Below are 21,033 nucleotides of genomic sequence, written 5' to 3'. Positions count from 1 at the left end.
TTTTTTCTCTCTACTATATTTATGCTCGGAATCATCACAAAAAAACAGCCCGCTCAAATCACTTTGAACGGGCTGTTTTTATATTTTTAATTATTCAGGCTTATGCTCACACTGCGTCACCGGAACATTCTCGATAACTCCGTCGACTGTTCCTGCGACCGGAGGAAGTCTGAAAAGCTTCCTTATTCCGCGTCTGATATCCTCAAATATCATATAGAAGGAAGGAACCAGAATCAGCGTGATGCCTGTCGCAAAGAGTATCCCGAATCCCAGTGAAATTGCCATCGGGATAAGGAAACGCGCTTGTCTGGATGTTTCAAGAATCATCGGAGCAAGCCCGCCGAATGTCGTTAAGGTCGTCAACAGAATAGGCCGGAAACGGGCCGCTCCTGCTTCGAGAACGGCATCATACGCACAATGCCCTTTCATGCGCATCTTATTAACGTAATCGATAAAGACTAATGAATCGTTTACTACGACCCCGCTTAACGCAACGATACCGAACAAACTCATGAGGCTCAGGCTGTAGCCCAGCAGGATGTGTCCGATAACGGCTCCGACAATGCCGAACGGAATGCAGATCATAATAATTATCGGCTGAAAATAGCTCTTAAAAGGAATCGCCAACAAAGCGTAAATACACATCATTGCCATGAACAAACCGGAAATCAGGCTGTCCGTACTTTCCTGCATATCCGCCTGTTTACCTTCAAGAGAAAAGCCCAGTCCGGGATAATCAGCTTTAAGCTGCGGCAAAACTTCTTTTACGACAGACTCAATAATCTGCGCAGTTTCCTTACGGGGCGTAACATCCGCACTGACAGAAACAATTCTTCGGCCATCTCTGCGTTTAATAGAAGTATATGATCTACCGCTTTTGATTTTCACAACTTCCCGCAAAGGAACATCTGTCCCTTTCGGAGTTCGGATTATCATTTCTTCAAGATTATATTCCGAGACCCTTTCAGCTATCGGCAAACGGACCATGACCTTTACTTCATTTCTTCCACGCTGCTGTCTAAGGACCTCGGCGCCGTAATAGGCGGCACGCATCTGTGAAGCAACGCTTTGCGGCGTCAATCCCAGACTTCTTCCTTCGGGCAAAAGCTCGAAATCAAGCTGTCTTTTTCCCGGTGAATATCCGTCATCAATATCTTTTACTTTAGGATAAGTACTTAAAGCCGAAGCAAGATCAGACGCGGCTCTCTCAAGCACGCTGATATCCGTGTGGCTAAGTTCAATTTCAAGAGATCCGCCAGACCCCGGTCCTCCGCGGTCAGATTCAAACAGAACAGATTCAGCACCTGCAATCGGCCCCAGCTCACTCCGCCATTTTTTAGTATACTGGTCAGTTGAAATGGGACGGGTATCGGCATCCGTCAGGAAAACTTGAATTTTAAGTACATGGCTTCCGCTTGAACTGCCTCTGCCCGCGCCGCCTATCTTGGAATAAACACCGCGAACAAGTTCATCTCCGCCATTTTCATTCGTAACAATCGCAGCAGCTTTAAGAGCTTTTTTCTGCACTTCCATTGTTACTTCTTTTGCAGTTCCGTAAGGCAGATCAACTGTCAGGTAAGCATAGTTTGATTCAATTTTCGGAAACATGGTGAATCCGAGTCTGCCACTTTTAATATATGCAAATGCAACGAGCAGACACGCAAATCCCAGAGCAACAGTCAGATATTTCCATGCAACCGCTCTATCGAGAAAAGGCCGATAGACTTTCTCGATAAAAACCATAAGTCCTTTGGATATCTTCTGCTGATTCCTCAGAACAAAAGCCATTATTCTGCCCGGTTGCCCCTCTCCGCCATGAGCAAGATGAGCAGGGAGTACAAAAAGACTTTCAACTAATGAAACCGCAAAAACACTACAAACAACCAGCGGAATAATTTTGAAAATCTTTCCCATAACCCCGGGAATAAAGAAAAGCGGCATAAACGCGACAATGTTGGTAAGCACACTGAACGTTACAGGCATGGCAATTCTTTTGGCTCCTTCATAAGCAGCCTTGTGCCACGTCATACCCTGTTGTCGCATAGTGTAAACGTTTTCACCCACGACAATAGCATCATCAACTACGATACCTAGCGAAATAATAAAGGCAAACATAGAGATCATGTTGATACTTGCGTCTGCGGGAGCAAGAATCAGCATTGAGCCTAAAAATGAAATAGGGATTCCCATGGAAACCCAAAAAGCGAGCCTCGGCTCCAAGAATAAGGCCAGCAAAATAAACACAAGCGCCAGCCCCATTAATCCATTTTTAAGAAGCAGATCCATGCGTTGCTTGAAAATATCAGAAGAATCATTGCGCACATCAACGTGTACGCTTTTAGGCAGACTGCGGTTAAAAGTCTCCAGTTTCGCATGAACTGCTTCAGAAACAGTTATAGGCGTTTGCGTACCGACTCTGAAAACATTTACCCGAACCGCAGGCACTCCATTATATGAAGTGACATTGTCATCATCTTGAAAATCTTCTTTTACATCCGCAATATCTTCCAGACGCACCTGAGTTCCATCACGCCCCGTAACAACAGGTACACGTGCAAATTCACGAGCAAAATCTTTGCGTTCATTAAATCTTACAAGAACTTCGCCTGACCCGGTTTTAATGCCGCCCCCGGGTAATTCGACTGAAGCATCATTAAGGGTTTTGGCAACATCGGTAAGCGTCAGATTATATGCACGCAACTTATCCTGAGGAATTTCTATTGTAACCTGAAGATCGCTCACTTCGGAAAGATCAACCTGAGTAATACCGGGATCGCTGATAAGATCTTCGCGCAAGCTTTCTGCAACTTTGCGTAAAGTTAAGGGATTCACGTCCCCGTAGACCATCAGCGCAAGAACCTGCCGTTTACGGGAAGATTCCTTTACCGACGGATCTTCAGCTTCTTCAGGAAATGAAGTAATACGGTCAACTTCACTTTTTACATCCTGCGTTAGCTGCTGAAGATCATATCCTTCAATAGCTTCAACCGTAACGGAACCACGCCCCTCAGCAGCAGAACTGGTAACTTCTTTAACCCCGTCTAGACCGATGACAGCTTCTTCAATAGCTAGAACAATACCCTGCTCAACTTCTTCCGGACTGGCTCCGTGATAAGAAACTGAAACAGTCACGGTATCCATGCTGAATTCGGGAAAGACCTCCTGCTTGATGTTGAAGGCCATTAAAAGCCCGCCAACAAGCAGAATTATCATTAATAAATTTGAGGCAACCGAATTACCCGCCATCCATGAAATCGGCCCGGTCGGTTTTTTATTATTCTCAGCCATTGCTGTTATCCTTTACTTCCTCAGAAACGTTTTCGCGTAGATTCATTCCCTGCAACGGTGTAGAAATATCGGTTATAACCAGCTTTTCCCCATCGGTAAGACCGGAATTAAGGTAAATGAAATCCTGATCGCGCCAGATAGGTTCAACTTTTCTAATTTCAAGCACGCCGGAATCTTTCATGACCCATAAAGTATTGCCGTCACGATAGGCTCCACGAGATACAGTAAAAACATTTTTCAAAGTTCCACTGTCGATAAAAACATTTATATAACTGCCGAGCAGCAGAGGTCGAAGACCTTGCTCCCCCTTCAAATTCAAAGGATCTTTAACAACAACAATTACACGCGCCATACGTCCCATTGATTCAAGAGAAGGCAAAAGACGCAACACCTGCCCTTCTCTTTCAAATGAACTTTCTCCGCTTCCGGAAACGATGCGAGCGGCAGAACCTTTAAAACCATTAGCTGCGCTGGGAATAACCAGACGATCTAAACGATCAACCGGAACAGATACCATCACCCAGAACTCGTCGGTCCCGACAAGAGTTGCAATAGCTTCCTGCTCTCCGAGATTAGCTCCGAGATCTGCATTCTTGCTTTCAACCATCGCCGAAAAAGGAACTCTTACTGTTGTACGGGAAAGATTGACACGTGCCTGCTTAAGCTTTGCCTTGGAAGAATCGAGATCCGCTTCCGCTTTCTCCAAGTGAGGCTTTCTAAGTGCCAGATCCGCTTCCTGCAAAGTTCCACCGGAAGATTTTCTAAGAAGCTTCCATTCTCTCCCTGCAACTTTCTGATGTCCACGCTCAAGCTTAAGATTATACTCAGCAGTAATAACGACAGACTGTTGCTGCTTTACTGCAAGCTCGTAATCCAAAGGATCAATACGCAAAAGCTCTTGGCCTTGTTTGAAATATCCACCAGGAATAAATGAATCGCTTACGGAAATAACTCTACCTGCGACTTGCGGCTCAAGTGTAATTTTGCGGGCGGCTACAACTGTCCCCATAACCGGAGTCCAGATTTTAAGGTCTTGCGGTTTCATAATTTCTACATTCACCAGAGGAGCAGAAACAACAGGAGCTTTTTTCTTGGCGACAGGTTTACTGGCAATCAGCGCTCGTGCTCCGAATCCGGCAATAACAAGGATAAGAATAGGAACAATCCCTTTAAGACCTATATTCTTAACGTAATACATAATTTGCTTGGTCATATCTAAATTTCCTTATTTCGTAGAAACGGTTTTAATCTCAGCATCGGCTTTGACCGAGGTCTCGGAAAGTTCATCGGCCGAAGTAAGTGAATCAGTCCAGTTGCCGCCGAGCGCGCGATAAAGCGAAACCCTGTATAATAAAAGATTGGATTCATCCTCAACGATATTAATCTCAAGACTCTGAACACTGAGCAAAGCACTCAAAACCGGAAGATATTCCTCAAGCCCCTGTAAATAACGGGAACCGGCTTCATTTAAGTTGGTTTTTGCGGCATCAAGCTGATTTTTACGTGCCGTAATATATTCCTGCTGCCATGTTTCTTTAATCAACGAATCCTGAACTTCCTTGTACGCGATATAAACTGTACGTTTATAGTTAAGGAGTCGTTCATCAACAACGGCGCGGGTTCTATCCACTTCTGCCGCGCGATAGCCACCATCAAAAATCGGTCCGGCAATGGAAGCCGCTAATCCGACCATCCAGCCGCTGAAAATATTTGCGATCTGAGCACTGGTCAGCGCGGCATTACCTGTAAGATTAAAACTCGGAAGTCTGTCAGCCCTTGCCGCAGCAACAGCCCAGTCAGAGGATTGCAGCTTAAGTCCTGCGGAGCGCACATCCGGCCTGTTGGCAAGCAGATCAAACGGAAGTCCTAGTCCGGGGACAGGATCAAGAGCGGGAAAATCTGTGGTTAAAATCTCAACTGTCCCGGCTGGACGCCCCAACAGAAGCGCAAGTTCATTTAGTAAAATTCTTTCGCGTGATTCAACAGGAGGGATTAAAGCTTTCACACGAGCAACATTCTCCCGCTGCTGATAAACGTCCAAAGCGTTAGCCAGAGAATTTCGGAATCTAAGCTCGACAAGATCCTGATATATCGTATTAGTTTCAAGTTGCTGAAAAAGTATGGCTTTCTTCTGGCGCTGAGTTTGAATTTCAAGCCAGCGGGAGACAACTTCCGAAGCAACAGTCATTGCCGCAGAGCTTACGTCTTCACGGGAAACTAAGAAATCAAGCTCACCTGAATTGGCTTTTGCCTCAATCTTTCCCCATACATCAATTTCGTATGAAGCTGTAAGTCCGAGCTCATGTTTATCAGTGGAGGTTGAACCTTTTGTTCCTTCCGTCCCGTCCGATCCGGTTTTACTACCGGTATATTTACCAAAACCATCAAGAGTAGGATATTTTGCCGCGCCTGATTTTATTGCACTTGCACGAAGCTGACGCAGTTTTGCCCAGGCAATCCGCACATCAAAATCAGCTGTAAGTGCTTCTTCCACCATGCGGTTCAATTCAGCACTGCCAAAGCTTTCCCACCACTTACCGAACTCCTGCGGCTCAGAAGAATACAAGGTATAAGAAAGCGGGAGCCCCATAGTGACCCCATCTCGAGGGGCAGGCCTAAAAGGCGAACAAGCGGACAAACCGAAAACAACAATCAAACTGTAAATTAACAGCTTATATTTATATGAAGGCATAAATTGAGATCTCCATTGCATTCCATTTTTACTTTTTATATCTCAAGGGTAGTAAAAGAGTATTACGCTGATGATAAAAATTGTTAATAAATGTAAAAATGATGTTTTCTTCCTTTCATGAAACGGGCTGCGAGGGTATTCGGATAATATGGAAAAACAACTGTCCGTACTCATCATCGACGATGACAGTAAGCTTAGAGACTTGCTGACCCAGTATCTTGAAGGCTATGGCTTTAAGGTGCTCACTCTTCCGTCAGGCGAAAAAACCGTTGAAACGGTAAAAAGTGAAAACCCTTCGCTCGTAATTCTGGATATTATGATGCCCGGAAAAGACGGTCTCGAAGTCCTGAAGGAATTACGTCCACACTCGAATATTCCCGTAATTATGCTCACAGCCAAAGGCGAAGATACCGACCGTATTGTCGGCCTCGAACTGGGCGCTGACGATTATATGCCAAAGCCGTTCAACCCGCGGGAACTGCTCGCCCGCATCAAGGCAGTGCTTCGCCGTGCAAAGGATTCCGAGCGGAACGGCGATACTAAAAGCTCAGGTATTATCAAAGTAGCGGGTCTGATTCTGAACATTGCCTACCAAAGGCTCGAAATAGGGGACGAACAACTTGAGTTGTCCTCCACGGAATTCAAACTTCTGCACGCACTGATGGGCAATCACGGAACCCCGCTTACCCGCGACGACCTTATGACTTCGGTCTGGGGCAAAGATTTTAACGCCTTTGACCGCAGCATTGATGTTCATATCAGCAAGCTGAGAGCGCTGCTTAAACCCTACCCGGAACATGAATCACGCATCAAAACAGTTTGGGGAACCGGATACATGTTCGTAGGTGAAAAATGAAAATAAGCAGACTTTACCTTAAAATATTTCTAGCCTTCCTGCTTGTACTCATGGTTTCAGAATTTACGGTAATATGGATTATTCATACTGGATGGGCTGGCAGTCCCCGCATGAAAAGAACCGAAGGCCAGTTGATGGCCATAAAAAATCTCACGGAAATGGAAATTGAGTCGAAACATCTTTCCCCGGGACAGGAAAAAGAAGCCCTCACCCCGCTAATGAAAACACTCAGCAAGTCTTTCCGCGCCGAGGTGTGGATTACAGGGCCATATTCAGAAGTAGTTGCGTCATCAGGTGAAATAATCCCGGACCTGACCCTACATTTGGAAGGTAAGCCTACGAAGACCACCGAAGGCGTATACATATATAAAGAGCGCCGTAAAGGAATGAAATCTGTTTACGGAACATATTCTTCTAATATTCCAGAGGGATACCCTTTCACTTACCATTTATTTCATCCTTGGAAACAATTTGAAGAAGAAATATGGTTCCTGCGCGGACAGGCTCTTATTACAATACTGGCTGCTCTTTTTCTTCTTCCGGTTGCCCTGCGGATAATCAAACCGATTAAAGAGCTTACCCGCTCTGCGGCGAAACTGGGGCAGGGAGATTTGACACAGCGAGTAAAAGTGCGCGGTAAAGATGAAGTTGCAGAACTTGCCCGAACGTTCAATCACATGGCTGAAGGCCTTGAAAAAATTATCAAAAGCAACAGAGAACTCACCGCCAACGTATCACATGAAATGCGAAGTCCGCTGGCCCGTATGGGTATTTCGCTGGAAATGATCCGGGAAAAGATAAATAATGATAAACCAGCCCAGTGCGAAGCTTTTATCAGCGGCATGCAGTCCGAAATAATACACATGGATACACTCATCGGGAAAATAATAGAATTTTCAAAACTCGATATGCAAAAAGTTCCGCCCATGAACGATTCTATTAATCTTGATTTACTGATCACAGAATTGCTGTATCAGTACCAGCCAACCGCCGACCATAAAAAGTTAAAAATAATAAGCGATCTTGAAGATGTAACTATCACCGATTGCGACCAGAACGCCATCAGGATCATCCTCGATAATATTCTTGGAAATGCTTTTAAATACACCGAGCAAAACGGAGTTATTGAAGTAGAACTGCGAGCAAAAAAAGATGAACTATTGATGAACAAAGCCGTGATTCAAATATCCAATACACACTCGCCTGTTCCCGAAGAAGAGCTTGAAGAGATCTTCAATCCTTTCCACCGTCTCAAAGGTCACGATACACCGGGTTACGGACTCGGCCTTGCTGCCGCGCAAAAAATCGCAACCATGCACCAAGGTTCCATGCAAGCCACAAATACTGAAAAGGGATTCACAATCACAGTCACTCTGCCCATTGCAAAAGGGTAAAGCTTTACCTTTGGCATGAGATTGCCTATATCCCCAATAACTAAGTTTACAACCCGCAGCCCCAATACAGCAGCAACATGAGATTTTCTTATCTTCTTATTTCCATATTCTTATTGCTCTTTCCTGCGCCAACACTTGCAACGGAAAGCATTTCAGTTGCGGGCAACATAAATACTAAACATAATTATCATAAATTAGTTAAAAGCAAAGGCGGAGATCCTCTTGCCATTACTGATTATGACTCGCCATATTCTTCACGCCCGGTTATATCCCTATTACTTTTACGACAGGCTCTCCACCTTGGAGGCTTAAATGCCAATTTCTTTTTTATTTCCTGCCCCAATCCCGGAAGAAGTCTGGCTGAGGTTAAAAGAGGCCGTGCAGTAGTATATTCATGTGATATTTGGGAACAACGTTTCGACTCTTCTGTTTATAAAACATCACCAGTTGTACGTAAGGGAAAATTTCAAAAAGGACTCTACGTCAAAAAGAATTCCCCTCTTTTAAAAAACGCAACCAGCCTTGAACTTCTAAAAAAACACGTCCCATTAGTTGGGAACACATGGATTACGGATATTGGAGTATTAAAAAAGGCCGGATTCAAAACCATCCAAACTGCACCACGGTATGATCTATTGTTCAAAATGATGAATAAAAATCGTGCTGATTTTGCACTATTAGAATTTCCAAGAACAAATAATCTAATCATACAAAGTAAAAATGGCGACCTGTACCCCATCCCGAACACTAAAATGATATTTCCATACAGCAGACACTTTATGGTTTCTAAAAAAAATCCCCAAGGCAAGCAGGTCTATGAAGCACTGGAAAAAGGTCTGAAAATATTAAGAAAAAACGGGACAATTGAACGGGCACTAAGACAATCCGGCGTAATTAATGACAAGGTTAAGGATTGGACGGTTATTTATCCATAAGGGATGTAGTTGGGAAGTTTCGACAAAAAAACCAGAGAGAAAACTTTCATAAAAAAGTTCCCCCTCTGGTAACCAAAGGCTGATCATCAACGCCTATCTCTAATATTATTTCTTCCAGACCTTCATAAATTCAGCGCTACTTTTACCATCATCGATATGACGGATGAGAGCTGACCCGAAAACGGCCGCGTCGACCAATCCTTCAAGCGGTATCAGCTGTGACGGGTGTTTCAACCCAAAACCCAGAGCTACGGGAATATCAAATATTTCCTTCGCGTTTTTGAGACCGACCTTAATTTCATCAGGCAGTGAATCGCGATCGCCTGTTGTTCCTAATACAGAAACAAAATAGCAGAACCCGTTTCCACCATCAGCGTAAAGTTTCATACGTTCAGGTGTTGTGTTCAGTCCTACCAGCGGTACAAGGACTACTTCGTTTTCCGCCAGTAAATCACGGAATTCAACACCTTCCTCATACGGTAAATCGGCAATAATTAAACCATTTACTCCCGCAGCATTGGCATCCTTTGCAAACTTCTCAAGCCCGTATTGCAATACGGGATTATAATATCCCATCAGCACGATTCCTGCGCTGATCTGCGACCGAACTTTTGCGAGCTCCTCAATAATCCATTTCAGATTTACTCCGGCATCAAGGCACTTGAGAGATGCGGCTTCGACGACGGGACCGTCCGCAACAGGATCGGAAAAAGGCATTCCTATTTCGATTATGTCTGCGCCGTTTGCATCAAGTTCGAGAATTTCTTTCCAGAATATATCTTTGTTCGGATATCCACCGGGAAGAAAAGGAATCAGAGCTGTGCGCCCTTCTGCATTGGCTTCGTTTATTTTATCAGCAAGTGTTGTAATACTCATTTTATCTGCTCCACTATTTTCCGTGCTGCTTGAGGTAATCTTCCAAAATACCCATATCTTTATCTCCGCGACCGGATAGATTCACAATTACGTTTGCATCTTTAGGAATCGAATCCTTGTTTTCGAGCACCCACGCTACAGCATGAGAACTTTCAAGCGCGGGAAGAATTCCTTCCTTACGGCAAAGTACATGGAAAGCATTGATAGCCTGACTGTCATTCACCATGCCGTACTGCGCTCTGCCGCAATCGTGAAGATGGACATGTTCCGGCCCGACACCGGGATAATCAAGTCCGGCGGCGATGGAATGTGATGGAAGTATCTGCCCTTCATCTGTCTGTAATAACAAAGTATTCATTCCGTGAAGCACTCCGGGAGTACCCAGATTAATAGGTGCGGAATTAGTGCATCCTGGTTTGCCTGTTCCGGCAGCTTCTACGCCTACAATCTTCACTGTTTTTTCATTAACAAATTCGTGGAACATACCGATTGCATTGGAACCGCCGCCCACACAGGCAACAACCATATAAGGCATCTCACCTGTACGTTCTTTAAACTGCTGCTTTGCTTCACGACCGATTACGGACTGAAATTCTCTTACAAGAAGAGGGAACGGATGCGGTCCGGCTGCTGTTCCGAAGCAGTAATGAGTAGTGCGCTGATTAGCGATCCACTGACGAAGCGCGGCATTTATCGCATCTTTCAAAGTCTGCGTACCGGATTCGACAGGAATGCACTTTGCGCCGAGAAGTTCCATGCGGCGAACGTTATGAGACTGACGTTTTACGTCGACAGCGCCCATATAAATTTCACATTCAAGATCAAGAAGAGCAGCGGCTGTTGCAGTTGCAACCCCATGTTGACCTGCTCCGGTTTCCGCCAGAAGTCTGGGTTTACCCATCATCTTGGTCAACAAGGCCTGACCGACGGTGTTGTTAACTTTATGAGCACCGGTATGAGCTAAGTCTTCACGTTTCAGCCAGAGGTTGAAACCGAGCTCGCGTGAAAGGTTTGCACAATGAGTAAGCGCTGTAGGACGGCCCACAAAATCTTTAAGTAAACGTGTAAATTCCTGCTGAAATTCCGCCGATTTTAAAATTCTTCCCATTGCCTCTTCAAGCTCCAAAAGTGGAGGCATAAGCAATTCAGGCACAAACTGTCCGCCGAAATCCCCATAATATCCTCTTTTCATGACTTTTTCCTCTTATTTGCTAAGTGCACTGAAACAAAAGCTGCACTCAATTTATTTATATCTTTAATACCGGGGCTGACTTCCACACCGGAATTCAAATCAACACCGTCTGGTTTTGCACTACTTATGGCTTCCAATAAATTTTTTGATGAAAGACCACCTGCGAGCAACCACGGTATCTGGATTTTCACTTCTGAAAAAACTGAAAAATCGAGCGTTTTGCCATGACCGCCGCCGGAACTTCCAGCATCAAAGAGCATATAACTGCAAAAAGGTGCAAAGCGGTCAATATCATCCTGAAACTCCTTCACCGAATCATAACGCTGGGGCCAAAGAACTTTGATCACGCGCTCTTTGCCGATCGCTTTGCAGAATTCTTCATTCTGCCCGCCATGAAGCTGCGCAAAATCAAGTTTTGCATTCTTCATAATCTCGCGTATTTCCGCAGCACTTTGCTTTACAAATACGCCGACTTTTTTAGCTTTTGTAACCTCAACCGAACGCACAAACTCCGCATCCACACACCTAGGGCTTGAGGGATGAAAAATAAATCCCAAAAAATCAGCGCCCAGTTCTTCACAATTAGCAACATCTTCAACGCGGGTCATGCCGCATACTTTGATAAGTTGATTCATCGCCCACCTCCAAACGCAGATCCGGCAACAAGAGCGGCCAGTTTATCCTGCGGGCTTGCGCTCGACATTATGGATGTTCCGACTAACACGCTGTCATAACCGAGTTCTGCCATTTTTATGCAATCATCCGGTTCATTAATACCGCTGGCACAAATCCAGATTTCGCTGTCATCTCGCTCTTTAATAAACTCTACCGACCTGCTCATGTCGATTCCGAGGTTATCAAGATCTCGGTTATTAATCTGTATTATCCGCGCCCCCGCCTTTTTAGCCCGCATAAGGTCTTGCAAATCAAAAGCCTCAACCACCGCATCAAGTCCGGCATCATGAGTTTTATCAATCATTTCCTTAAGCAGACCGTCATCAGCGAACATGCGTACTATAATTAATAGAGCCGAAGCAGGAGTCGCCGCAGTCTGAACAATCTGAAGCGGATCAACCAGAAAATCTTTGCGAAGCATCGGCAACCCGCAAGATTTAATTTCATCAAGATAGCTGATACTTCCTTTAAAATACTGCTCTTCCGTTAAAACTGAAATTGCAGAAGCGCCGCCTCCGGCATACATAGCCGCCACTTCGGCAGGACTTAAACCGAGATTTATATCCCCCTTGGAAGGTGACGCCCGCTTATATTCAGCAATAACTTTCATACCCGATTCATCACGCCTTATCGCGTCAGCAAATGAAGGACGAACTCCGGTATATGGAGTGGGAAGCGCCCCTTCCGCCTTGGCCTTATGGAGCATATCCACTTCACTTTGTTTGGCTATGCGAAACTTCTCAAGCATCTTCTAATACTCCTTACTCACGCCCACCGCGATTTTTGCTTTTGCTTTTTCAATGCCATCAGCAAGACTGGTTCCATCAAGCAACGAAAGGGCGGCTCCAAGATTAAGTGCCACCATATCAAGCATAGGCTGCGGAGCTTTTCCGGCTAAAACTTTACGAAGAGTTTCGCGGGCATTCTTACGATCCGTAACAGCTACATCCGCAGGAGAAGAAAGAGCAAAACCATAATCAGCCGGATCAATTTCAAGCTCGGTCAGCATTCCATCATCCACAAGAATAGCCTTGTTAATACCGAAAGGTGTCAGCTCGTCAAAACGTCCTGCTCCGTGCACAACGTAAGCTTTACCGACATCTGTCAAAGCAAGAACTTCCGCCATAAGGCGCATTGTTTCCGGTCTGCCGACACCCAGAATCTGATGAGTCGGGCGGGCGGGATTTAAAAGCGGTCCCATGAGATTAAAAAGAGTCGGGATTCCGAGTTCTTTCCTAATTGGAGCTACTTTCCCGAAGGCCGGATGATAATTAGGAGCAAAAAGAAATACAAAATTATCACGCTCAAGAACTTCAGGTACATTTTCGGCTGTGGTTGTTATTGGAATCTCCAACTCTTCAAGGATATCAGCACTTCCGCAGGAAGAAGAAACCGCCCTGTTTCCATGCTTAACCACCTTGTATCCCATATCTGCCAGATAAAGAGCCACGGCAGTTGAACAGTTAAAACTGTTACTCCCGTCACCACCTGTTCCGCATGTGTCGATCAACTGTCCGGTCAGCCCTTTAACAAGCTTAGCTTCTTTAAGCGCGGCGTTTACGCCGGATGCAACTTCCGAAGCCGTTTCTCCCTTTGTACGAAGCCCCATGAGCAATGCTCCGGCCTGTACCGGGGATACTTCCCCTGAAAAAAGAGATTCAAAAACACAATCAGCCAGTTCCGTTGAAAGGTCTCTCCCGAAGGTCAATTCAGTCAAAGCCGTGGTTACACATTCCGCCATTTTACTATCCCTATATCCTTAAATTAATGAAAGTTGATTAAATATTTCCCTCAAGAAAGTTCTTCAGAAGCTTCGGTCCGTCCGGAGTCAAAATAGACTCGGGATGAAACTGCACTCCCGCCCACGGACGATCTTTGTAACGAAGTCCCATGACTTCCTGCTGATCTGTCCATGCTGTGAGCTCTAGAATCTCAGGAGCTTCATCAACATTCACCACTAAAGAATGATAACGGCAGACTTCAAAAGGATCATCCAATCCACTGAACAACCCATCATTATTATGATAAACCATTGAAGTTTTACCGTGCATAATGCGCCCCGCCCGGACAACCGACGCTCCGGCAAAATGTCCGAGAGTCTGATGCCCTAAACAAACTCCCATAACCGGAACTTCCTTAGGAAGACGGGATAGAAACTCAAGGCTGAGACCGGCATTCTGAGGAGTGCTCGGTCCGGGAGAAAGACAGACCCGCTCAAGTTTTCCGGATTCAGCAAGTTCCAGAATTTCCTCACGGTCATTTCTAAGGACAAGAGGCTCTGCACCCAGCTGCTGAAAAGCCTGAACCAGATTGAATGTGAACGAATCAAAATTATCAACAAGCAAAAACATCGCCGCCCTCCGATTGCAAAATTTCTCTTAAAACTCTTGCCTTGTTGTTGCATTCTTTCCATTCCATTTCAGGATCGGAATCATAAACAATTCCGGCCCCGGCCTGCCAGTGGCACTTGCCGTCTCTGATCCACATTGAACGAATGGTTATGCCTGTATCAAGATTGATCGAATCCTTATCGAGTCCAATAAAACCGATTGCCCCGCCATAAGGGCCGCGCGGAACTTCTTCAATTTCAGCAATAATTTCCATCGCTCTTATTTTCGGAGCACCGGAAAGAGTTCCAGCCGGAAAAGTTGCCTGCAACACATCAATTGCATCATAATCGTCACGAAGATCAGCTTCCACATATGAAGTCAGGTGCATAACGTGGCTGAAATATTCAACCTGCATAAACTTCTCAACGGTAACAGTACCGGGTTTGGCGATGCGTCCCAAGTCATTACGACCGAGATCCACCAGCATAATATGCTCCGCGCGTTCTTTAGGATCAGCAAGAAGCTCTTCGGAAAACTTGCGGTCTCCGGCAGCATCCTTGCCCCGTGGACGGGTTCCGGCGATGGGACGGACTTCAAGCCTGCCCTTTTCACAACGAGCCATCATTTCAGGTGACGACCCAAGCAGAATTTCTTCACGGCTAAACTTCATGTAAAACATGAAGGGTGACGGATTGGCCTGCCTTAGCCGGCGATAAAGATCGAAAGCATTGCCGCTGAAAGGGGCTGAGAAACGGGTGGAAAGAACCACCTGAATACACTCACCTTCTGCGATAAGTTCCCGAACTTTTTCAACGCCTTCAATATATTTTTCACGCCCCGGGACAGCCACAGGTTCACCGACTTTGGTGGACTCACACTTGTTGTTGAAATCCTGCGGTGAAAATTCCGGTTCGGCTCCTTCATCAAGAGAAAGAAAACAACAGCGGTGCTTCAAATGGTCAAACAGAACAGCACGTCCCGGCAGAGCGAGGCGGACCTCGGCATCCTTGGCAGGGATTTTATCAGCAAGCTTAGGCTCAAGCATTCCGGCAAGGCCGTAACCTAATGTCCCGTATAAACCTCTGGTCAAAGCGGGTAGAATTCCGACTTCTTTCTGAGTGTTCACATGCAAAGCTTTCATCACCGCCCGCAGACCATCCAGAAAACCCATTCCTGAATACTGCGCCAGTCCGGCAAGGCGCGAATCCGCACATTCAACAGCCAGCTTGCCGCGAACAGGAGATAAAACCAGCCTGAAATCCCAGGCGATAAGACTGTATCGTCCCAACCGTCCATCAACCTCGGCACTCTCAAGAAGTATTCCCGGTGCATCTCCAACCAGCCCCAGATAAAGGCTGATCGGTGTTTGCACGTCAGCTGGCAACCATTTGCCATACTGAGTCAATTCAATTTTCATATCTCCTGCTCCCTTTTAATTTTTATGATTAAGCACTCACTCAATTCACTATACATAAAAAAAGCCGCATCCTCTGGGAGAATGCGGCTTTGCTTTTTCAGATATTATTCTCCCTAGGTATGGTTGTCACGCCACCACCAAGAAGCACGTTCGGAAAGAAGATCCATATCTCCGGACGCAGCAAGACTGAGGAAAGAACGGAAAAGGCGGATAGCTTCTAGACTATACTGGTTTGCGTCAGAAATTGTTACAAAAAGATCACTATCCTGTGTCACCATCTTTTGCGCGGACTCAAGTCTGCGTTTAAATGACGGAGTCACATACTTTTCAATATTGGGAAGTTCTCTTGCACACGCTAAGAAAGCTATGGTTGAACTGAAATTAAGACTTTGAATCATTGCCATTGCCCGGTCATGCTCTTCTTCAGTTGATGCAAATGCGCCGAATCCGAGCCGTTCATAAAAATCCTTAACGGATTCAAGTGCGCCCGAATCTTCTTCACGTCCGGCAACAAGAGCTACCGTCGGGTCAAAATCCACTGGAATAGTCGATCCGAATAAAGGATGAGTCCCGACAACAGGGCCGTCATAAGCTCTGACCATCTGTTGTAGCGGACGCCCTTTAACCGAGCCTACATCTGACAAAATAGATCCCTTTTTCATATGAGGAACAACTTTAGTAAGCACCTCATCCATAACTGTTACCGGAATGCACAAAAGTACAAAATCAGTCCCGGGAAGAAGGCGTGCCATCTCTTTCTCGTCAAGGGGCTGGTCAAACCGATGGACGAGAATCCCCGCCCGCTCGGCTTTAAGGGCAAGAAATCCACCCATCTGCCCTCTTGAACCGATTACGGCTATGCTGTGAATTCTGCTAAAATCAGATTCCATGTTAGCAACCATTACCCTTTTTAATTTTATCCCATTCTTTCCAGAAATCAGGAAAAGATTTTGCGACACATTGCGGTTCTTCGGCTACAGCTTCAATTCCGGCTAAGCTGAAAATAGCGGTGCTCATTGCCAGCCTGTGATCGTCATATGTAGAAAAAACAATCTTCTCACCTTTTTTAAGCGGAGCAGGAATAATCTTAATGAAATCATCCCCTACCTCGGCTTTGCCGCCTGCCCTCATGACTTCAGTAGCACTGGCATCCAAACGATCACATTCTTTAATCCGCAAATGAGCGACATTAGTAATAGTAGTAGGGCTGTCTGCGAAAGCGGCAGCAACAGCTACTGTCGGCACCAAATCGGGGCAAAGCCCCATATCCACTTCAATACCGTGTAACTTTGAAGGATAAACAGTTACCCCGGAGGAATCACTTTCTATCTTCGCGCCCATGGCTTTCAATATATCAACAATGGCCCGGTCGCCTTGCAAAGAATCAATAGCAAGTCCTTCAACCCGAACGGGCTTAGTCCCCACAGCTCCGGCGGCTAAAAAATATGATCCATTACTCCAGTCACCCTCAACGCTGTAACTGTCTCTCTGATAATCAGAAGGATTCACGCGGAATCTTATTTCACCGGGAACAACTTTGGAAACTGTTCTCCAATCTGTCTTTTCCCACTGTCCGTCTTTAAGTTTTTCAACCGAAAATGAAATTTTAAAATCTTCCATAACCTTCAGAGTCAAAGCAACATAAGGCCATGAAACGGCTTTTTTGCCGACAACTTTAATCACAGTCGTCTCGTGTGCATACGGTGCGGCCAGCAGTAAACCGGAAAGATACTGACTGCTTTCCTCAAGGGATATTTCAATCTCTCCCCCGATAAAGCCGTTAGACTCAAGAGTTACCGGCGGGTATCCTTGTTTGTCTGCAAAAGTAACTTTTACGCCCTGAGATTCAAGAGCATTAGTCAATTCGCCGATAGGACGGTCATGCATACGGGGCGTTCCCTGAACACGAAAAACACCTTTCCCGGCTCCGGCAATTGCTGTGAGAAGTCTGCAAGTTGTACCGGAATCTCTCATTTCAAGAACAGCCGGTTCTTTTGCGCCGCCTCTAGGCCCGCCCTGCATACCGATAGCAACAGTTGAGTTCTGCTCAACGCTGAACTCCGCGCCCATTGTCGAAAGACAATCCATGGTCCGGTTAATATCGTTGCTGTCCAAAGGATCAAGCACTACGGTAGATCCGTCTGAAAAAGCACCTGCGATAAGCGCTCTGTGAGACATCGATTTAGATGAAGGTGCTTTAATTTTTATAAAATTATCGGAAGTCATCCGTTTATCCCCTTTTTTAAAAGAAGTTATGAGAACTAAAACTTACTTCCGTGCTGTGAACCACCGGGGTAACTTCCCAGAATTTTGAAAGTAAGACAGCGATCCTTAAGTTCATCAATAATGCTTTCATATGCTTCAGTGCCGAGATCACCTTGAAGGTCCACAAAAAACATATACTTCCATTTTTCCCCTAGAAAAGGGCGGGATTCAAGCTTGGTCATGTTAATGTCTTTACCGGAAAGAACACTTAACACGCTGACCAATGCACCCGGACGGTCGGGAGTAGTAAAGAGAATAGTAGTCTTATCCCTTTTTCCTTCCTGCCCCGGTTTAGGCCCTATTATCAAAAATCTGGTCCAATTATCCGGTAAATCTTCTATAGCTTCCGCCACAACATTAAGGCCGAAAATATTCGCCAGCTTGATATTACCAAGAGCTGCGCACGGTTCATCACTTTCAGCAACAATCTCCGCAGCTTTAGCTGTGGAATCCACAGGCTGGAGCAATGCTCCGGGCAGATTGACTCGCAACCACCCGGCGCACTGTTCCAATGCCTTGGAGTGTGAATAGACAGTTTTGATCTGATCCAGTCCCGCGCCCTTGCTTATGAGGCCGTGACTGATGCGGCTATACACTTCATCCTGAATGAAGACAGGATAGCGCATGAACAAATCAACGTTCTGCCCCACTGTACCCTTGAGTGAATTTTCAAGGGGAATGATGCCTAAGTCGGCTTCACCTTTGGATACAGCGACAAAAATATCTTCAAAATTATTTTTCGGCACCAGATCAGCCTGACGCCCCATATGTTCCAATCCCGCAAAATATGAAAAAGTTCCTTCAGGTCCGAGATAAACGACTCTTTCAGGGCGCTGCAATCTGCGCGAAGAAGAAATAATCTCGCGATAAATACCTTCTAGATGCTCACTTGGAAGCGGCCCGGAATTACGCTCTGTTAAACCTCTAAGAACTTCCTGCTCCCTGAAAGGTTTAAATATTTGATCAGCCGACCCTGCTTTGAGCTTGCCGACAGAAAGGGACGCTGCCGCGCGTTTGTTGAGAAGTTCAAGTATATCGCCATCAAGTGTGTCGATTTCTTCCCTGAGATGATCTAATTTATTATTGCTGGATTCTGACATTCTATTATTCCTCGACAATCTCTTCAGTGATACGCATTCCGAAATGGCGACCCGCATCATCAAGACGGCACAAAATTTCATCGCCCGGCTTGATTGTCACGACACTTACAGGCTCACCTTCGGCGCTTACAACTCTAATTGTTTCCGCATTTTGCAGAAATATTTTACCGACAATCGGCCCCTGCGGAGTTGAAACCTCGGCAGTTATGAGCAGCATGGGTCTAACTTCAATCTTACACCGTCCGACCGTTGCAATGGAAGTTTTTCCGCTGGCATCAACGATAAGAACTTCAGTTCCGGCAGCAAGTTCTTCCAGATAAGTTGTCCGGTCTCCGGGCATCTGCGCATAAGCATGAACAGCTCCTGCATTCACTCTGAAAGGACGGGCCGCAACGTAAGGGTTGGACTCAGTTTCACCGTGAACCAGAAAAGTAAACGCGCTTGAATTACCGACCAGCATTCCCTGCCCTTTTTTAAGCATGGAGATTGTATCTACACAAACACGATGCCCGAGTCCTGCGGATTCAATTTTGGTAATTTTAGCTTTCTGTAATTCCATGTGGCCCTGACTGAGTTTAAGTTCTGCAACAATTGCCTTAAGATCGTGTGCCGCTTCCGGCAGAACAACGATTGTATCTGCACCGCGCTCAAGAACTCCGGCGGCAAGTCTTGCGCGATCCAGAGATTCAGCTTCGAGAGCTAATATCTTAACCTGTGCAAGAATATTTTCAACCGGAATAATCTCCCAGCCCTTTGCAAGACAAACTTCGCGTCCTTCCGCAGCAAGACCTATAGCGATTTCTTCGTCGCTTTTCTCATTAATTGCGACAAGCGGCATATCTTCGGGTGTAATGACAGTAACTCTGCCGAGTTCAGTTATCGCCTTTACATGTTCCGGCTCAGCAAGGACGGCATCTACACCGGACTCAAGAGCTAAGGTCAGAAGATTCTTATCAAAAGGAATTGCTTTAAAAATTATCTTTTTCATCATGGTTTCCAATTATGTTATTCGCCGAGGTATTCGAGAGCATCTTCAACTGTTACGTCTTCGTGAACGACTTTACTGAGAGCCTCTACCAGTTTGACACGATTTTTATGCTGGAAAACATTTCGTCCGACAGAAAGACCGGAACCGCCTGCGCTGATTGAATCAGAAACCATCTGCAGGAAAGCTCTTGTGGTATCAAGCTTAGGTCCACCGGCTATAACTACGGGGATACAACAGCCATCAACAACCCGGCCGAAAGATTCAGGATCTCCAGTGTAAGCTACTTTTACGATATCGGCACCAAGTTCTTCTCCGACACGAGCGCAATGTGCGACCATATCCGCATCAAACTCATTTTTAACTTTAGGACCGCGAGCGTAAACCATGGCAAGAACAGGAAGTCCCCATCCAGTTGCGCGGGAAGTAACTTCACCGAGATCATGAAGCATCTGAATTTCAGTTTCATCACCGAGATTAACGTGAACACTGACTGCGTCTGCTCCGAGGCGTAAAGCGTCTTCAACGGAAGCGACCAGAGTTTTAGCGTTTGGAGTAGGGGAAAGAGATGTACTTGCAGAAAGGTGAACAATAAGACCTACATCGCGACCTTCCATACGGTGCCCGCAGCGAACAAGACCTTTGTGCATAAGCACTCCGTTTGCTCCGCCCTTTACCATATCGCCGACAGCTTCACGCATGTTCCGCAGTCCTTCGATAGGGCCGACACTGATACCGTGATCCATAGGAACAATTATTGTTCGTTCTGTATTGCGGTTGAAAATTCTTTCAAGTCTGATTTTTTTTCCGATATCCATTTTCTTTATCCTGCTGGTTTGCCTCGTAATCGGTCCGCTGCATCTGGCGACCTCAAAATAAAAAAAAAGGGCCGCCGGCGAATTATCGCCTGCGGCCCTTTTGTAGAGGTCGTTTGCTAAGAACTTTCTATTTTCTCACGAGCAAACCTCCACACGACCACAAGCGGGTGTGCACCAAAAATAGAAGTAATAAAAATAAGATTGGCTAGC

18 protein-coding genes are annotated in these 21,033 nt (G+C 45.7%); 3 read left to right on the top strand and 15 right to left on the bottom strand.

Going from position 1 to position 21,033, the window contains the following annotated elements; translation table 11 throughout:
* Positions 1–90: 90 nt before the first annotated feature.
* The 3 genes from BLT41_RS13150 to BLT41_RS13140 are packed head-to-tail and all read right to left on the bottom strand — an operon-like array spanning position 91 to position 5,878.
* Positions 91–3,288 carry an efflux RND transporter permease subunit gene (locus BLT41_RS13150; RefSeq protein ID WP_092161899.1) on the bottom strand — a complete coding sequence of 1,066 codons (3,198 nt, stop codon included), beginning with the start codon at positions 3,286–3,288 and terminating at the stop codon, positions 91–93.
* Positions 3,281–4,501: an efflux RND transporter periplasmic adaptor subunit gene (locus BLT41_RS13145; protein WP_092161898.1), complete on the bottom strand. Its 1,221-nt coding sequence runs from the start codon at positions 4,499–4,501 to the stop codon at positions 3,281–3,283. The genes BLT41_RS13150 and BLT41_RS13145 overlap by 8 nt, the downstream gene beginning before the upstream one ends.
* A 12-nt stretch (positions 4,502–4,513) precedes the next feature.
* Positions 4,514–5,878 carry an efflux transporter outer membrane subunit gene (locus BLT41_RS13140; protein WP_244512284.1) on the bottom strand — a complete coding sequence of 455 codons (1,365 nt, stop codon included), beginning with the start codon at positions 5,876–5,878 and terminating at the stop codon, positions 4,514–4,516.
* A 250-nt stretch (positions 5,879–6,128) separates the two neighbouring features.
* Here BLT41_RS13140 and BLT41_RS13135 point away from each other — a divergent pair, with 250 nt between their 5' ends.
* The 3 genes from BLT41_RS13135 to BLT41_RS13125 all read left to right on the top strand — a co-directional run bounded on the left by BLT41_RS13135 (position 6,129) and on the right by BLT41_RS13125 (position 9,165).
* Positions 6,129–6,836 (top strand): response regulator, encoded by a 708-nt coding sequence (locus BLT41_RS13135; RefSeq protein ID WP_092161896.1) that lies wholly within the window; start codon positions 6,129–6,131, stop codon positions 6,834–6,836.
* Positions 6,833–8,230 carry a sensor histidine kinase gene (locus BLT41_RS13130; protein ID WP_092161894.1) on the top strand — a complete coding sequence of 466 codons (1,398 nt, stop codon included), beginning with the start codon at positions 6,833–6,835 and terminating at the stop codon, positions 8,228–8,230. The genes BLT41_RS13135 and BLT41_RS13130 overlap by 4 nt, the downstream gene beginning before the upstream one ends.
* Positions 8,231–8,307: 77 nt before the next feature.
* Positions 8,308–9,165: a type 2 periplasmic-binding domain-containing protein gene (locus BLT41_RS13125; protein ID WP_092161893.1), complete on the top strand. Its 858-nt coding sequence runs from the start codon at positions 8,308–8,310 to the stop codon at positions 9,163–9,165.
* A 105-nt stretch (positions 9,166–9,270) separates the two neighbouring features.
* Here BLT41_RS13125 and trpA read toward each other — a convergent pair whose 3' ends face one another.
* From trpA to BLT41_RS13065, 12 genes are all read right to left on the bottom strand, one after another.
* Positions 9,271–10,041 carry a tryptophan synthase subunit alpha gene (gene trpA / locus BLT41_RS13120; RefSeq protein WP_092161891.1) on the bottom strand — a complete coding sequence of 257 codons (771 nt, stop codon included), beginning with the start codon at positions 10,039–10,041 and terminating at the stop codon, positions 9,271–9,273.
* Positions 10,042–10,054: 13 nt separating this feature from the next.
* The gene (gene trpB / locus BLT41_RS13115) at positions 10,055–11,233 is read right to left on the bottom strand and encodes a tryptophan synthase subunit beta (RefSeq protein ID WP_092161890.1); all 1,179 of its coding nucleotides are present in this window, start codon (positions 11,231–11,233) and stop codon (positions 10,055–10,057) included.
* Positions 11,230–11,868 carry a phosphoribosylanthranilate isomerase gene (locus tag BLT41_RS13110; RefSeq protein ID WP_092161888.1) on the bottom strand — a complete coding sequence of 213 codons (639 nt, stop codon included), beginning with the start codon at positions 11,866–11,868 and terminating at the stop codon, positions 11,230–11,232. Before BLT41_RS13110 ends, trpB begins: the two co-directional genes overlap by 4 nt.
* Entirely contained in the window at positions 11,865–12,656 is a 792-nt protein-coding gene (locus BLT41_RS13105; protein WP_092161886.1) for an indole-3-glycerol-phosphate synthase, read from the bottom strand. The genes BLT41_RS13110 and BLT41_RS13105 overlap by 4 nt, the downstream gene beginning before the upstream one ends.
* A 3-nt stretch (positions 12,657–12,659) precedes the next feature.
* Complete coding sequence (trpD, locus tag BLT41_RS13100) at positions 12,660–13,649, bottom strand: anthranilate phosphoribosyltransferase (protein WP_092161884.1); 990 nt, start codon at positions 13,647–13,649, stop codon at positions 12,660–12,662.
* A 37-nt stretch (positions 13,650–13,686) separates the two neighbouring features.
* On the bottom strand, positions 13,687–14,259 hold the full coding sequence (locus tag BLT41_RS13095) for an anthranilate synthase component II (protein ID WP_092161880.1): 573 nt from the start codon (positions 14,257–14,259) through the stop codon (positions 13,687–13,689).
* A complete protein-coding gene (locus BLT41_RS13090; protein WP_092161878.1) occupies positions 14,243–15,655 on the bottom strand; it encodes an anthranilate synthase component I family protein in 1,413 nt (470 codons plus the stop codon). The genes BLT41_RS13095 and BLT41_RS13090 overlap by 17 nt, the downstream gene beginning before the upstream one ends.
* A 113-nt stretch (positions 15,656–15,768) precedes the next feature.
* Positions 15,769–16,545 (bottom strand): prephenate dehydrogenase, encoded by a 777-nt coding sequence (locus BLT41_RS13085; protein WP_244512283.1) that lies wholly within the window; start codon positions 16,543–16,545, stop codon positions 15,769–15,771.
* Position 16,546: 1 nt separating this feature from the next.
* Complete coding sequence (gene aroA, locus BLT41_RS13080; RefSeq protein ID WP_092161874.1) at positions 16,547–17,881, bottom strand: 3-phosphoshikimate 1-carboxyvinyltransferase; 1,335 nt, start codon at positions 17,879–17,881, stop codon at positions 16,547–16,549.
* A 35-nt stretch (positions 17,882–17,916) separates the two neighbouring features.
* On the bottom strand, positions 17,917–19,020 hold the full coding sequence (gene pheA, locus BLT41_RS13075) for a prephenate dehydratase (RefSeq protein ID WP_092161872.1): 1,104 nt from the start codon (positions 19,018–19,020) through the stop codon (positions 17,917–17,919).
* 4 nt (positions 19,021–19,024) lie between these two features.
* Positions 19,025–20,008, bottom strand: coding sequence for a 3-dehydroquinate synthase II family protein (locus BLT41_RS13070; RefSeq protein ID WP_092161870.1), 984 nt, complete (start codon positions 20,006–20,008; stop codon positions 19,025–19,027).
* Between the two features lie 17 nt (positions 20,009–20,025).
* Positions 20,026–20,823, bottom strand: coding sequence for a 2-amino-3,7-dideoxy-D-threo-hept-6-ulosonate synthase (locus tag BLT41_RS13065; protein WP_092161869.1), 798 nt, complete (start codon positions 20,821–20,823; stop codon positions 20,026–20,028).
* Positions 20,824–21,033: the final 210 nt, after the last annotated feature.

Source organism: Maridesulfovibrio ferrireducens, assembly GCF_900101105.1.
Classification (GTDB): Bacteria; Desulfobacterota; Desulfovibrionia; order Desulfovibrionales; family Desulfovibrionaceae; genus Maridesulfovibrio; species Maridesulfovibrio ferrireducens.
This window is presented reverse-complemented; position numbering and strand designations above follow the sequence as displayed.